The organism is Algibacillus agarilyticus (genome assembly GCF_003286125.1).
Lineage (GTDB): Bacteria > Pseudomonadota > Gammaproteobacteria > Enterobacterales > Alteromonadaceae > Algibacillus > Algibacillus agarilyticus.
In genome coordinates this window covers 65,813-80,775 of record NZ_QMED01000001.1, presented here as the reverse complement: position 1 = coordinate 80,775, position 14,963 = coordinate 65,813, and the positions used below count along the sequence as shown (strand labels likewise).

At 39.3% G+C, this 14,963-nt stretch carries 11 protein-coding genes and 4 tRNA genes; 12 read left to right on the top strand and 3 right to left on the bottom strand.

Annotation, left to right across the window (positions count from 1 at the left end):
- The first annotated feature begins 4 nt into the window (after positions 1-4).
- From ybgF to DPX34_RS00265, 7 genes are all read left to right on the top strand, one after another.
- Entirely contained in the window at positions 5-766 is a 762-nt protein-coding gene (gene ybgF / locus DPX34_RS00295) for a tol-pal system protein YbgF (protein WP_111976412.1), read from the top strand.
- Positions 767-952: 186 nt separating this feature from the next.
- Positions 953-1,028, top strand: a tRNA-Lys gene (locus tag DPX34_RS00290).
- A 29-nt stretch (positions 1,029-1,057) separates the two neighbouring features.
- Positions 1,058-1,133: transfer RNA gene (locus tag DPX34_RS00285), tRNA-Lys, on the top strand.
- A gap of 33 nt (positions 1,134-1,166) precedes the next feature.
- A tRNA-Lys gene (locus DPX34_RS00280) sits at positions 1,167-1,242 on the top strand.
- A 132-nt stretch (positions 1,243-1,374) separates the two neighbouring features.
- Positions 1,375-2,436, top strand: a complete 1,062-nt coding sequence (gene nadA, locus DPX34_RS00275; RefSeq protein ID WP_111976411.1) for a quinolinate synthase NadA — start codon at positions 1,375-1,377, stop codon at positions 2,434-2,436.
- Positions 2,437-2,594: 158 nt separating this feature from the next.
- Positions 2,595-2,685 (top strand) — tRNA-Ser (locus DPX34_RS00270).
- Positions 2,686-2,826: 141 nt separating this feature from the next.
- Positions 2,827-3,213 (top strand): tautomerase family protein, encoded by a 387-nt coding sequence (locus DPX34_RS00265; RefSeq protein WP_111976410.1) that lies wholly within the window; start codon positions 2,827-2,829, stop codon positions 3,211-3,213.
- Positions 3,214-3,509: 296 nt separating this feature from the next.
- On the opposite strand, the gene DPX34_RS00255 is transcribed toward DPX34_RS00265, so the two are convergent.
- On the bottom strand, positions 3,510-5,405 hold the full coding sequence (locus DPX34_RS00255; protein WP_111976409.1) for a diguanylate cyclase domain-containing protein: 1,896 nt from the start codon (positions 5,403-5,405) through the stop codon (positions 3,510-3,512).
- Positions 5,406-5,825: 420 nt separating this feature from the next.
- Here DPX34_RS00255 and DPX34_RS00250 point away from each other — a divergent pair, with 420 nt between their 5' ends.
- Both DPX34_RS00250 and DPX34_RS00245 read left to right on the top strand, forming a co-directional pair.
- On the top strand, positions 5,826-6,854 hold the full coding sequence (locus DPX34_RS00250; protein WP_111976408.1) for a M14 family zinc carboxypeptidase: 1,029 nt from the start codon (positions 5,826-5,828) through the stop codon (positions 6,852-6,854).
- Complete coding sequence (locus DPX34_RS00245; RefSeq protein WP_111976407.1) at positions 6,854-7,672, top strand: alpha/beta fold hydrolase; 819 nt, start codon at positions 6,854-6,856, stop codon at positions 7,670-7,672. Before DPX34_RS00250 ends, DPX34_RS00245 begins: the two co-directional genes overlap by 1 nt.
- A 318-nt stretch (positions 7,673-7,990) precedes the next feature.
- On the opposite strand, the gene pyk is transcribed toward DPX34_RS00245, so the two are convergent.
- Positions 7,991-9,424 (bottom strand): pyruvate kinase, encoded by a 1,434-nt coding sequence (pyk, locus tag DPX34_RS00240; RefSeq protein WP_111976406.1) that lies wholly within the window; start codon positions 9,422-9,424, stop codon positions 7,991-7,993.
- A 167-nt stretch (positions 9,425-9,591) separates the two neighbouring features.
- Positions 9,592-10,434 (bottom strand): MurR/RpiR family transcriptional regulator, encoded by an 843-nt coding sequence (locus DPX34_RS00235; RefSeq protein ID WP_111976405.1) that lies wholly within the window; start codon positions 10,432-10,434, stop codon positions 9,592-9,594.
- 268 nt (positions 10,435-10,702) lie between these two features.
- Between DPX34_RS00235 and zwf the strand changes: the two genes are divergently transcribed.
- The 3 genes from zwf (at position 10,703) to edd (ending at position 14,957) form a co-directional block, all read left to right on the top strand.
- On the top strand, positions 10,703-12,172 hold the full coding sequence (gene zwf, locus DPX34_RS00230; protein ID WP_111976404.1) for a glucose-6-phosphate dehydrogenase: 1,470 nt from the start codon (positions 10,703-10,705) through the stop codon (positions 12,170-12,172).
- Positions 12,173-12,183: 11 nt separating this feature from the next.
- A complete protein-coding gene (pgl, locus tag DPX34_RS00225; RefSeq protein ID WP_111976403.1) occupies positions 12,184-12,879 on the top strand; it encodes a 6-phosphogluconolactonase in 696 nt (231 codons plus the stop codon).
- Between the two features lie 257 nt (positions 12,880-13,136).
- Positions 13,137-14,957 (top strand): phosphogluconate dehydratase, encoded by a 1,821-nt coding sequence (edd, locus tag DPX34_RS00220; protein ID WP_111976402.1) that lies wholly within the window; start codon positions 13,137-13,139, stop codon positions 14,955-14,957.
- Positions 14,958-14,963 lie beyond the last annotated feature (6 nt).

Below are 14,963 nucleotides of genomic sequence, written 5' to 3'. Positions count from 1 at the left end.
TATTATGAGTAAACATCATTTTCGTATGGCTTTGTTAAGTGCCGCTGTTTTTATAGCGGCATCGCCAACTGCTTTTGCAAAATCAACATTAGTTGAACTTGATGAAAGAGTTGAAAAGCTAGAGCGTGTTATAGAAGCGCGTAGTCGTGCCCAAGTTAACCTTGCTCAACAAATTGACAGTCTTCAAGAAGAGATTAGTGATTTACGAGGCGTAACAGAAGAGCATAGCTACAAGCTTTCTCAAATATTACAGCGGCAACGTGATTTATATCAAGAGATGGACTCACGGTTATCTGCGGTCATAGAGAAAACAAAAGAAATCAGCCAAAGCGGTCATTCACCATTAGTACCAACAACGGCAACATCAAACGATGTGCAATTGACGGACAACTTAAATGAGAATGAAGCGTATGATCGTGCGGTAAATATGGTTTTGAAAGATAAACTATATGATAAAGCGATACCTGAATTCCAAAGCTTTATTAAAACCTTTCCTAGTTCAATTTATTTACCTAACGCGCATTATTGGTTAGGGCAATTATTGTTTAATAAAAGTGATTTTAAACAAGCTTCAACCCATTTTAATACGGTAATTGATTTATACCCAGACTCTAATAAACGCTGCGATGCTTTATTAAAATTGGGTATGGTGGCACAAAAACAAAATAATTTGGGCGATGCTGCTGAATTATATAAAAAAGTATTAAATGAGTGTGCTGATACGAGCGCTGCTCGTTTAGCTAAAAACAGATTAAGTGCTTTATAAAGCATTGATTAAGATTTTAAAAAGTCATTTTGGTGGTTTTTTGAGGTGTTATTGTTTGTTTTTTAAGACTTTGAAATAAAACTTAAAAAACAAACAAAAAGTAGTTGCACTAAAAATTTAAATCAGTAATATACGCCTCCGTTGCCAAGGGGTGCTTATTAAGCATGTTAGGCAAGCATTGAAGATGGGTCATTAGCTCAGCTGGTAGAGCAGTTGACTTTTAATCAATTGGTCGCTGGTTCGAATCCAGCATGACCCACCAATCTTCAATCATCAAGTTTTCAAAAAAGTGGGTCATTAGCTCAGTTGGTAGAGCAGTTGACTTTTAATCAATTGGTCGCTGGTTCGAATCCAGCATGACCCACCACTTTTTTGTCACACTACAGTTTATTTATATAGTGGGTCATTAGCTCAGTTGGTAGAGCAGTTGACTTTTAATCAATTGGTCGCTGGTTCGAATCCAGCATGACCCACCACTATATAAATCACATCTGAACAATCTATCTCATATTTATCAATTTCAACCTGTCTTTATCATACGTATCCTGTATAATGCGCGCGCGCAACTACCGCCATTTAACACACTAGAACACAGGATTTTATTACGCATGAGTATTATTGATTTTAGTAACGCTGCTTATCCATTCCCGCCTAAGCCCAAGGCGTTAAGTGATATTGAAAAACAAGAACATAAAACACGTATTAAGCAATTGCTAAAAGAAAAAAATGCCGTATTGATCGCGCATTATTATACCGACCCTGAGATTCAAGCTTTAGCGGAAGAAACAGGTGGTTGTGTTTCTGATTCATTAGAAATGGCTCGTTTTGGTCGTGATCACGCCGCCGACAATTTAATTGTAGCGGGTGTCCGTTTTATGGGTGAAACCGCAAAAATATTAAGCCCTGAAAAACGCGTATTTATGCCAACACTTGATGCAACCTGTTCACTTGATGTTGGCTGTCCAGAAAAAGAATTTACAGAATTTTGTGACGCTCACCCTGATCACACTGTTGTTGTCTATGCTAATACGTCTGCTGCTGTTAAAGCTCGTGCCGATTGGGTTGTTACGTCTAGTATCGCACTTGAAATTGTTGAACATCTCGACTCGGAAGGCCATAAAATCATTTGGGGACCCGATAAGCATTTGGGTCGCTATATTGAGAAGCAAACGGGCGCAAAAATGTTAATGTGGAATGGCGCTTGTGTTGTTCACGATGAATTCAAACAACAAGCTTTAGTTAATTTAAAAGCGCAAAACCCAGATGCTGCTGTATTGGTTCACCCTGAATCGCCAGATGAAATTGTCGAACTTGCTGATGCCGTTGGTTCAACAAGTCAATTAATAAAAGCGAGCCAAACATTACCGAATAAAAAATTCATTGTGGCGACCGATCGCGGTATCTTTTATAAGATGCAACAATCATCTCCAGACAAGGTGTTTTTAGAAGCGCCAACCGGTGGAGAAGGCGCAACATGTAAAACATGTGCTCATTGCCCTTGGATGGCAATGAACGGCTTAGCGGCCATTGAGCAAGCTTTAACGGCTGGTGAACAAGGTCATCATGAAGTTTTTGTCGATGAAGCTTTACGTTTGCGTGCATTAATTCCACTTGATCGAATGCTAAACTTTGCTGCAACCTTAAATATGAAATTAAAAGGTAATGCTTAATAAGCGTTTAATGTGGGCATAAACTGTTTCTTGTGTATGTGTTTAATCGTATTGGTTTATTATTAAACACATAGACTGCAATTGATTGATTATACTTGCTATATTTTAAAGATTTACCTACCATAACGACCGTCCTGCAATAGGATTTTTATAAAAACGGTGAGATGGCTGAGCGGCTGAAGGCGCACGCCTGGAAAGTGTGTATACGTTTGTAGCGTATCGAGGGTTCGAACCCCTCTCTCACCGCCATTTTTATCTGCCTCATATCCTACTTGGTTATTTACTTTCTTACCTACTTGGTTATTTACTTTCTTACCTAATTTGTTAAAGATATGCTTTTAAAAAAGCAAATTAATTATTCTGTGGATAATCAACGTAAGGAAACACAATATGATCCTCGTTTATGGTATCAAAGAAAATTTAAATCCCATTAAAGCAAAACTCTCAAATATTATTCATGCGTCAATGCAAGTTGTTTTAGGCATGCCTGAAGATAAACGCGCACATCGATTTTTTCCAATGACCAAATCTGATTTCTATTACCCCGAAGGAAGATCAGATGCTTATACTGTTATTGAAATAAACATGATGGCAGGGCGTAAAGTTGACACACAAAAAGCACTGATAAAAGCGTTATTCAATAATATCGAAGCCGAACTTGCCATTTCCCCAATCGATGTTGAAATTACGATCAAAGAGCAACCCAAGCATTGTTGGGGTTTTAGAGGTATTACAGGTGATGAAGTGGGGGATTTAAACTATCGAGTCGATGTGTAATACCAATCCGTAATAATAAGTGCCCAGTCAGCGAGCGTTTAAATGCGCTTAAATGAAAGAATAGTGGTGCTCTTTTGAGTTCGAGCAATACAGAGTAAGCGCATTTAAACTCGGCTGTAAGGAATGCCCCAGCGGCTTTTGACCTGCGTTATCGGTATTTGAAAGGGAACAACCATTCCTACACAAAAATGTCTGGAACATTTTTGAACAGCTTTGCTGGCTTTAGCGAAAGGCAGGATGCCTGAAGTATACCGACGCCTTGTTCAAAAACCGCTGGATGCATTCTGAGAGATCACTTATTTATATGAATTGGTATGATTCGATTGTTTTAAACGTTGTTTTTTTAATTGTTTTTGAGTATATAAATTTTTGTCAGCTTGCTTAATAGCAAGTTCCAAATCAAAAAATTCATCAAGCATGGCTAAATGCACACCAAAACTCATACTGATAGTGAAAGGGTTATCATTGAGTTTAGCTAACTCGGTATCTACTCGTTGTATCATGGTGTGTATGTAAGCTAAATCATCGGTTGTGATACACAAAACAAATTCATCGCCACCAATGCGAGCGATGATATCGTCTTTTCTAAAGACGGTTTTTAGTGTATTTGCCATAACTGTTATCGCATGGTCGCCTGCTTGATGGCCAAATGTATCATTAACGTATTTCAATCTATCCATATCGGCATATAAAAAAGTCACTGTTTGACCTTCGTTATTTTTTATCAGCGGTTTAATCGCTTGATTAAAGCCGCGACGATTAAGCAATTTAGTCATTTCATCCGTTGTTGATATAGCTTTGAGACTACAATTGTCATTAATTAAATGTGTATTTTTTTCTGATAAGCTTTCAACTAACCGTGCATTCTCAGTGAGCGCTTTTTGCATCGATTCAAACAAATATATTATGTGTAACGAGGTGGCTATATTCGCTGTTATATCGGCTATGTCTTGTAGCCGACCACTGCTTACATCAAATACCACATAGCCAAAATGATGATTACTATAAAATAAATTTTTAACGAGCAAGTAATGATTAGGCTTTCTATAAATCACATTATCGGGTAGTAATTTACCGGTTTCAAAATGGGCTTTTTCAAATTCGGCTTGACGTTGGCCATCATGAAACTCAAATATAAGCGTTGATTGGGGTGGAACGTTTGATTTGGAGTCGAGCTGAAATGGCGGGTGATTGTATAAACAAATGGAGCAGCCCAGCATATCTTTTTCCGCTAAAGCGATACACAACTTATTAAAATATTCATCGTAACTCAACGCCTGAATGTTTTCATGCATGTTGAAAGTATCGGTGAACAGTTTTAGAGTCGGTGCTGTCTCTTCATTTTTAGTTGAACAACCACAAGATGCTCTAATAATTTCATGGGTATTGAAAATATTGTCGGTAATAACAGGTTGCTTTGTTGTAATCAGTTCAATCGCTTTTTGTGCCATCGCCTCGTGTGGATGATCGACAGTCGTCAATTGGGGGGAAATATTTTTTGAATTGACTGAGTTATCAAAACCAACAATTGCAAAATGATGTTTTAGCTCGGGTTTAAAGTTATTGATGTAATCTAAGGCGGCTATTGCGGTTTCATCGTTTGGAAATACAATGACTTGATAATCTAAGTGATTTTTAATGATCTGCTTTATTATTTTAATACCGTCTATTGCTGCCCACGAGCTTTGAAATTCTAACGGTTTGATTCTCGCGTTTTCAAGCATATGAATACTCGATGCAAATCGCTGATTAGCGTCTAAATCTCTTATTGGCCCACGCACAACGATAAATTTTCGAAAGCCATGATCGTTGATCAAATGCTCAAGTAACTTGGTTTCACCGTAGCTATTATTAATGCGTATAGCATGGTGATGAGCTCGCTTATTATAATATGTGATCACTGGATGTTTCGTTTTACTTTGAAAGAATTGATCAAATGCTTTGTTACTGACACTTTCTGGCATCGCCGCTGAAGGTACGATGATGTGATCCACTCTGGATTGATTCACTAATTGGTAAGTAAAGTTGTTTTGTTTTTCTGCGTAGTTTGCGCTTTTTAACGAACGGCCTTCGTACGCTATAAAATTTAAATTCGCTTTGATGGCTTGGTTTTTTAATGCAAAAAACAGCCGGCTATTATTATTACGCGTGATCTCGCTGGTTAAAAAACCAATCGTTATTTTTTGCTTCAAATCTATCAACGTTTAAGCTCATTAAAACCGTTATCTTTTATAAGCGTAATAGTGATTATTCATTGCTGCAAAATATTCACGTTGTATTTTTTTCGAAAAGCAGGAATAACTTTAAGTATAAACCTAGGCCATGTGTAATCTTTATGTCGTATAAATGTCATAAAAAATTAGTCAATAATTCAGCTAATCTCATTTTAAAGTAAGCTAAGTTAGTTTAGTTATCATGGTGAGTGTATGCGTGTTTTAAGATCACAAGTAACATCACACTAAAAAGTTGGACTCGCTATTTGTTGTGCTTTTTTAGATCTAAGTTATTTGCTTAGGCGAAATCAGTTAACGATAAATTAAATAATGGGGCATACGCTGATAACTCACGCCAAATTAGAATAAATTAACACTAAATCATATTAGGTAGGTAAAATGCCGGTTAGTCAGTATTCCTCTCTGTTGCCCGAATTAGTTCAGCTTGAATCGATTATTGCGCAAGTTCCCTCATTCGTAGAAGTGAATACCATTGCAGAGGTGAGTGATAAAACTCATGTTTTCCCAATATATGCGATCAGTATGGGCTCAGATAACCCCGATGCTCCTGTTATCACGTTAGTAGGCGGTGTACATGGATTAGAACGCATTGGTACTCAAGTGGTATTAGCTGCCTTAGAAACGTTAATTGAGCGGCTCAGTTGGGATATTCACTTTAAACATTTACTTGAGCATGTACGTATTCATTTTATTCCATTACTAAACCCCGTGGGTATGTTAAACCATTGGCGATCAAATGGTGAACACGTTGATTTAATGCGCAATGCCCCGGTAGAAAGCGAAAAAAGAGCGGCTTTTTTAGTTGGCGGGCAACGTATTTCTACACGTATACCTTGGTATAGAGGTAAAGCGAATGAGCCAATGCAAACAGAGTCGCAAGCTTTGTGTGATTTTATTATAACTAAAACGTTTAAAGCACCATTGAGTGTGGTTATTGATTGTCATTCGGGTTTTGGTATTCGTGACCGATTATGGTTTCCTTACGCTAAAACCACTCAGCCCATCCGTGATATTGGTAAATTGTATCAACTGCAAAACTTATTAAATAAAACACACCCTTATCATCCCTATGTATTTGAACCGCAATCCAAACATTATCTGTGTCATGGTGACTTATGGGATCATTTGTATGATTTATCAATAGACTCTCAAACGACCTTGTTACCCCTAACGTTAGAAATGGGATCGTGGCGTTGGGTTAAAAAGAACCCGTTACAATTACTCAAAATATTGGGTTTGTATCACCCGATAAAGCCGCATCGAATTAAAAGAGTCTTACGGGGTCATCAAACGTTAATTGATTTTTTAATTCAAGCAACGGCATCCTATAAAAATTGGCTAGAGATGGATAACGATAGTGAGTTTTGTGAACGAGCAAAAAAACTTTGGTACAAGGATCAAGCATAATGGGATACTTGAATAATGACGAAGTTGAAAATAACGGTGTTCACCCGCAGCCACCTGTTATTTTATTGCGAGGTCTACTACGTGAAAAAAGGCATTGGGGGGATTTTACCGGTATCGCCAAGCAGTATTTTTATGATCGAGAATTCATTTGTTTAGATATACCCGGTAACGGTTTATTAAACACGGAAACATCACCAGATACCATTCAGGCAATGCGTAAGTCATTGCAAAGGCAATTAAAGACATTTGTGCCCGCTCATCAAGTTATTGATATCGTAAGTTTATCGATGGGCGGAATGGTTGCGACAGAGTGGGCGACAGCAGAACCTAAAAAAGTGCGATCTTTAGTTTTAATCAATAGCAGTTTAAAAGGTATAACGCCTTTTTATAAACGATTACGTTGGCAGAAGTACCCGCTTATTTTCAAAGCGTTATTCAGTAAAAGCGCTGCACGCGAGCAACTTATATATCAATTAACATCGAATATTCACGCTCAACAATCGGTCGACTTAAGTTCAGCATTGCTGCGTTCTTGGCTTTTATTTGCTCAGAGTCAACCTGTTTCAATATACAATGCTTATCAACAATTAAAGGCGGCTGCACGGTTTACCTTAGTTAATAAACCTAATTGTCCGATGTTAATATTGAGCTCAAAATTAGATCAATTAGTTGATCAGCAATGTAGTCTTGATTTAGCAAAGGCGTGGCAAACTAAACATATACAGCATGAAAGTGCAGGGCACGATTTGCCTTTAGATGATCCGAAGTGGTTATGCGAGCAGTTATCTGAGTTTTGGCTGTATGTTAATGTTGATTAATAGGGTTAATTTTGTCTAAGTAAGCTCGAAATAGGCATAAAAAAAGCCTGTGGTTAGCAACTCACAGGCTTAATATAGTCTTCTCGCTCAGGTTTTATGGTTCATTGTCAGCGCTTACTCTCGACTTTGGCTCCTGCGTCGTTCTAACACCTAAATCCATTTAGGCGGCCCCAATCACATAGTAGAGCATATGCTCATGGCGTCTCGAAGCTTGCCTGCATGGATGCAGGTAAGGGGCGAGAGCAGGACGCGGTAGCTTTGACGGCTTCCCCTAAAACCCGATCGCTTTGACTATAGTGTTGATTTAGGCGGTTTTAATTAAGCTCTAACCACTTTAAATGAGTTACTGGCACCAACGGTTTCCATTGCGTCACCGTGTGTCATTACCACTAAATCGCCATCTTCTAATTTTCCAGATTCTTTCAAAAGAGTCATGACATCTTTTGTTAATGATGCAGGGTTACTTTTTGTTGAATCAAAAAAGAAAGGTTGAACACCACGATACATAGCGCAGGTATTTAAAGTGCTGGTATGGCGTGACAAAGAGAAAATTGGGATACCAGAGCTAATTCGCGACATTAACTTCGCTGTATTACCTGATTCAGTTAAGCAAACTAAAGCTTTAACGCCGTGTAAGTGATTAGCCGCATACATTGCTGAAAGTGCTGTCGTTTCTGGAATTGAATCAAACTCTTCAGATAAACGATGCTTAGAAGATGACACATGTGGGTGAGTTTCTGCGCCCACTGCAACACTTGCCATCGAGGTTACCGTTTCAATTGGGTATTTACCTGCTGCCGTTTCACCTGAAAGCATAACCGCATCTGAGCCATCTAATACCGCGTTAGCAACGTCCATCACTTCAGCACGTGTTGGCATCGGGTTTTCAATCATCGATTCCATCATTTGTGTTGCAGTGATAACCGCGCGGTTTAATTGACGAGAGCGAGAGATTAGTTTTTTCTGGATAACGACTAATGCTGGGTCGCCAATTTCTACACCTAAATCGCCACGTGCAACCATGACAACATCACAGTTTATAATGATATCGTCGATTGCTTCATCTGTTGCAACTGTTTCAGCTCGCTCAACTTTAGCAACAATTTGGGTATTTAAACCCGCTTCTTCAGCTAATTGACGCGCATAACGTAAATCAGCACCGGATTGAGGGAAAGAAACGGCTAAAAAATCAACGCCAATTTTAGCGGCTAATTTGATATCTTTTTTATCTTTAGCTGTTAGTGCTGGGGCCGATAAGCCACCCCCTAATTTATTAATGCCTTTGTTGTTCGATAGTTTGCCGCCAATAGAGACATTGGTTAATATTTTGTTGCCTTCAACGCCACTCACAATCAGTTGTACACGGCCATCGTCAAGTAATAATGTATCACCTGCAACAACATCTTTGACTAACGCTTTATAGTCGAGACCCACGCTATCAACAGTACCTTCACCTTTACCTAAATCGGCATCGAGTGTGAATGCCGCACCTTCTTCTAAAAATACCGGGCCATCTTTAAAAGTTGAAACTCGAATTTTAGGGCCTTGTAAGTCCCCTAAGATACCAACATAAACACCTAATTTTTTTGCTATTGCTTTGACTTTATCCGCTCGTTCAATATGATCTTCAGCACTACCGTGTGAAAAATTCATGCGAACAACGTTCGCGCCAGCTTTAATTATTTCTTCTAAATTATTATCACGATCAGTCGCTGGACCTAAAGTGGTTACTATTTTTGTTCTTCTAGTCATTCTATTTCCCCGTTAGTTTGCCGATGCACTTAGTCGGCAACGTGTTCGTTAATGTAACGTTTTGTGTGTTCAATTTGTTTAAAGATACTCTGCATGTGTTTCAGCTAGGTTTCAAGTGTTTATAGTTTCTTTAACCTTATTCTTTTTTATATCGCTAATCTAAATGCTTATTTCTCATATCGAGAGTCTTTGAGTCCGTCTTTGACACGCTTTAAATTTTGCATAAATTTATCGCCGCGGCGTAATGTAAAGCCTGTAGCCAGAATATCGATTAAGGCCAGTTGCGCAATACGCGATGCCATTGGCATATACATATCAGTGTCTTCTGGTACATCCATAGATAATACCAAATTTGAAGCTTGTGCAAGTGGACTATCTTCACTGGTAATACCTATCACGATCGCATCGTTGCTACGTGCAATATTCGCTATTTCGACTAAGCTTTTTGTGCGGCCAGTATGCGAGATGATCACGATCACATGACTATCATTGGCATTGATACAATTAATACGTTGCATCAACACATCGTCAAAACAGCTAACAGGGATATTAAACCTGAAGAACTTATATTGCGCATCATGTGCAACCGATGATGAAGAGCCAAGCCCAAAAAAAGAAATATGTTTTGCTTGTGTTAAATAATCAACGGCTTTGTTGACCTTAACAATATCTAAACTTTTTCTGGCATCATCAAGCGCAGCCATTATAGATTCAAAAATTTTAGCAGAGTAGGCGTCAGGGCCATCGTCAACATCGACATGACGGCTAACATAGGGAGTGCCATTGGCAATTGTTTGTGCAAGGTGTAATTTAAAGTCAGGGAAACCTTTAGTCTCTAGTCGACGGCAAAATCGATTTACAGTGGGTTCACTAACGTCGGCCGCTTTAGCTAAAGCGGCAATGCTTGAGTGAATGGCTGTTTCAGGAGACGCTATTATAACATCAGCTACTTTACGCTCAGATTTACTGAACGAGTTTTGGACCTGAGAGATTTTCTCTAAGATGTTCATTGCTTTATATACCGTATAAAAGGTTCACGCTAATGTCACTGAAATTTAATTTCATATTGTTAGGCTATAATGCCACTTAATGCAGCAAAATGAAAGTATGCAACAAATTAGTGCCTATTTTTTAGTAAGTTTAGACAAAAAATAGCGTTTTGTTAACTAAAAAACGCTATTTAGGTTGTAAAATTACAGTTTTTATAGTTATATATTAAGCATTGGCTTTAAATGCCTAATACACACACTTTTAATCAAATCCACGATGGGAGCAATCATGGTCTCTGAATCTAAAGCTAAAGCTTGCGATTTTGTCCTTTTCGGTACAAAAGGTGACTTAGCACGCCGTAAATTATTACCTGCTTTATATCAATTAGAAAAAGCAAACCTTTTACATAGCGACACGCGCATTGTTGGTGTAGCTCGTTACGAATACAAACTTGATGATTATGTTGATATTGTTGAAGACGCTTTATCGACATTCGTAAAAGAAGAGATCGACCAAGCCGTTTGGGGCCGTTTTAAAGCCCGTTTAGATTACTGCATGGTTAACATGGCTGATACCGAAGATTATAAAAATTTAGCACAGCATGTTGATCTTAAAAATCGAGTGATGGTTAATTACATGTCAACGCCACCGTCGATTTTTGGGGCTATCTGTGAAGGTTTACATACTGCTGAATTAATTAACGATGAAACGCGTGTGGTTTTAGAAAAGCCAATTGGCCATGATTTAGTGTCTTCTGCTGTGATTAATGACCAAGTTGCTCGTTTCTTTAAAGAAGAACAAACTTACCGAATTGATCATTACTTAGGTAAAGAAACCGTTCTTAACTTACTTGCATTACGTTTTGCTAACGCTATTTTCACTTCAAACTGGGATAACAAAAGCATAGATCATGTGCAAATCACCGTTGCTGAAGAAGTGGGCATAGAAGGCCGTTGGGGATATTTTGATGATGCCGGTCAAATGCGTGACATGGTACAAAATCATTTATTACAGGTATTAAGCTTGGTGGCGATGAATCCTCCGGTGAGCTTAAATGCGGATGATATTCGTCATGAAAAAGTACGTGTTATTAAATGTTTACGTCCTATTACAGCCGATAACGTAGCTATAAAAACCGTTCGTGGTCAATACATCGCTGGCAAAATGAATGGCAATGATGTGCCTGGTTACCTTGAAGAAGAAGGTGCAAATACTGAAAGCAGCACTGAAACCTTTGTTTCGCTACGTTGCGATATTGATAATTGGCGCTGGGCTGGCGTACCGTTCTACCTTAGAACGGGTAAACGTATGCCACAAAAGTTAACTGAAATCGTTGTCCATTTTAAATCATTACCACACAACATATTCAGCGAAGAATATCAAAAAGTGCCAGACAATAAATTGATCATCCGCTTACAGCCACACGAAGGTGTTGAAGTACAAGTGATGAACAAAGTTCCAGGCTTAGATGAAACGATGAAACTTCAGCAAACTAAACTGGATTTAAGTTTCTCTGACACGTTTAAAAACTCACGTATTGCAGATGCCTATGAGCGTTTACTACTTGAAGCGTTATTAGGTAATCAATCTTTATTTGTGCGTAGAGATGAAGTTGAATCGGCTTGGAAATATGTAGATGGCATTTTTGATGCATGGAAAACAGTAGGTGATAAACCTAAGTCATATCCTGCTGGCATGTGGGGGCCGGTTGAGTCTTTTGAATTGTTAGATAAAGACGGTCGTCATTGGGATAAATAAGGTTAAGTATGATGAATTTAGTTGAATATAAAGACACTAACGAGTTAAACCCTGCTTTCGCTGAACGCGTAGCGGGGATCTTGGCTGACGCTATTGCTACAAAAGGCGCAGCATCATTAGTGGTATCGGGTGGTAGTACGCCACTTCCTTTTTTCAAAGCGTTATCACAAATTGATTTAGCTTGGGAAAAAGTAACCGTTACGCTAGCGGATGAGCGTTGGGTTGAAGAAGATCACAAAGACAGTAACACCGCTTTAGTTAAAAATAACTTGCTGCAAAATAAAGCAGCGGTGGCTACTTTTGCTGCAATCAAAACACCTGAAGCATCGGCGTTTGGTTCAGAAGCAAGTGTGACAGCAAGCTTAGCCGGTTTACCTCAACCGTTAGATGTGCTGATTTTAGGCATGGGTGAAGATGGTCATACGGCATCTTTGTTCCCCTGTTCAGAACAAATTAAGCAATGCTTCGAAAGCGAAGAATTAGTGATTGCGGTACAACCGACTACAGCGCCTCATGAGCGTATGTCGTTAACATTGAAATCACTTTTAAACGCGAATCAAATCTTTTTACACATTGTCGGCGCAAGCAAAAAAACGGTTTTAGATAAAGCGCTTGCTTCAGATGATAAATTTGAAATGCCTATTCGCGCTATTTTACAGCAGGACGCTGTACCTGTTGACGTTATCTACACGGCAACAAAGTTATAACGCGAACAGAGTATTTGGCTAACCCTTTTTGTATTAACAAGCCAAAAGGTTAAGCCTAATAACAGTATGAAAATAAACAACTAAGTAGCCATCAGAGCTGCGTTGTAATAGGGGCTTAATTGAGTCCCTATACCTTATAGCTACAATGTACCAAACACATAATGAATGCATAGCATCATCATGCACTCAACTGAAGATAACACGCTCGTGTGATTTTTATATTGAGTATTACACACAGATAAACCTGAGACGAAATTATGAACCCTATAGTTGATAAAGTTACTAAGCGGATCGTTGAAAGAAGTCGCGAAACTCGCCAAGCCTATTTAGATAAAATTGAAAAAGCCCGTGAAAAAGGACCACATCGTGGCGTTTTAAGTTGCGGTAATCTAGCGCATGGTTTTGCGGCTTGTGGCAGCGAAGACAAAACTTCATTAAAACAATTCACCAAAGCCAATATTGGTATTATTACGTCATACAACGATATGCTTTCTGCACATCAACCGTATGAAACCTATCCTGCTTTTATTAAAGAAGCGATTTCAGAAGTGGGTAGTGTTGCCCAAGTGGCAGGCGGCGTTCCTGCTATGTGTGACGGCGTAACACAAGGCCAAGCGGGTATGGATTTAAGCTTGATCAGTCGCGATGTGATCGCGATGTCATCAAGTATTGGCTTATCACACAATATGTTTGATGGTGCTTTAATGTTAGGCATCTGCGATAAAATAGTGCCTGGCTTAGTGATGTCTGCTTTATCATTTGGTCATCTACCTATGGTGTTTGTACCAGCTGGCCCTATGCCATCGGGTATTTCTAATAAAGAAAAAGCCCATGTACGTCAATTATATGCTGAAGGTAAAGCGGGCCGTGATGAATTGTTAGCAGCAGAGTCTGCTTCTTATCATTCAGCGGGCACCTGTACTTTCTATGGTACGGCTAACTCTAATCAATTAGTGGTTGAAGTGATGGGCTTGCATTTGCCTGGTTCATCATTTGTTAACCCTGGTACACCTTTACGTGATGCTTTAACCAAAGCTGCTGCTGTACAAGCGACCCGTATTACTGATTTAGGGACTAACTACACACCGATAGGTCATATCGTTGATGAAAAATCAGTGGTTAATGGTGTGGTTGCTTTATTGGCAACGGGTGGTTCAACTAACCACACGATGCATTTAGTCGCTATGGCTCGAGCTGCTGGCATCATTATTAATTGGGATGACTTTGCAGAGTTATCTAGCGCGACACCATTAATGACGCGTATTTATCCAAATGGCCATGCAGACATCAATCACTTTGTTGCAGCTGGCGGAATGGCTTTATTAATTCGTGAATTGCTTGATGCAGGTTTATTGCACAATGATGTTAAAACTATTTGTGGTGAAGGTTTAGACAAGTACACAAAAGAGCCTTTCTTAGAAAATGCCGAATTAGTTTGGCGCGATGGCCCTACATCGTCTGCTGATCTCGAGGTTGTGGCTTCAGCCGCAAAACCATTCAAATCGAATGGGGGATTATCGGTACTAGAAGGTAACCTTGGGCGCTGTGTTATGAAAACGTCAGCAATGCCAGACCCAGATGCCGTAATAGAAGCGCCAGCCGTTGTATTAGAAAGTCAACATGATTTAGAGGCCGTATTTAAAAGCGGTGATTTGAACAAAGATTGCGTGGTTGTTGTGCGTTTCCAAGGACCTAAAGCGATTGGTATGCCAGAGCTACATAAATTAACCCCACCTCTTGGCGTATTGCAAGATAAAGGTTATTCTGTTGCCCTTGTAACGGATGGTCGTATGTCGGGTGCTTCAGGTAAAATACCGGCAGCAATCCATATGACACCAGAAGCCATCGATGGCGGTTTGCTGGCAAAAGTGCAAAACGGCGATTTAATTCGCGTTGATCCAGCTAATGGTGGTATTCAATTGTTGGTTGATGATGCTGAGCTAGCGGCTAGAAAGCCTGCTGAACCGACACGAGTAGAAGGTGAACGTTCGGGTATGGGGCGTGAATTTTTTGGCGCATTACGTAGCAACATGACGGGTGCTGAGTTAGGCGCATCATGTGTATTTACCCAAGATTAAGGAATT

Coding starts and splice junctions, on each gene's coding strand:
- ybgF (WP_111976412.1), top strand. CDS start 5: ATGAGTAAACATCATTTTCGTATGGCTTTGTTAAGTGCCGCTGTTTTT.
- nadA (WP_111976411.1), top strand. CDS start 1,375: ATGAGTATTATTGATTTTAGTAACGCTGCTTATCCATTCCCGCCTAAG.
- DPX34_RS00265 (WP_111976410.1), top strand. CDS start 2,827: ATGATCCTCGTTTATGGTATCAAAGAAAATTTAAATCCCATTAAAGCA.
- DPX34_RS00250 (WP_111976408.1), top strand. CDS start 5,826: ATGCCGGTTAGTCAGTATTCCTCTCTGTTGCCCGAATTAGTTCAGCTT.
- DPX34_RS00245 (WP_111976407.1), top strand. CDS start 6,854: ATGGGATACTTGAATAATGACGAAGTTGAAAATAACGGTGTTCACCCG.
- pyk (WP_111976406.1), bottom strand. CDS start 9,424: ATGACTAGAAGAACAAAAATAGTAACCACTTTAGGTCCAGCGACTGAT.
- DPX34_RS00235 (WP_111976405.1), bottom strand. CDS start 10,434: ATGAACATCTTAGAGAAAATCTCTCAGGTCCAAAACTCGTTCAGTAAA.
- zwf (WP_111976404.1), top strand. CDS start 10,703: ATGGTCTCTGAATCTAAAGCTAAAGCTTGCGATTTTGTCCTTTTCGGT.
- pgl (WP_111976403.1), top strand. CDS start 12,184: ATGAATTTAGTTGAATATAAAGACACTAACGAGTTAAACCCTGCTTTC.
- edd (WP_111976402.1), top strand. CDS start 13,137: ATGAACCCTATAGTTGATAAAGTTACTAAGCGGATCGTTGAAAGAAGT.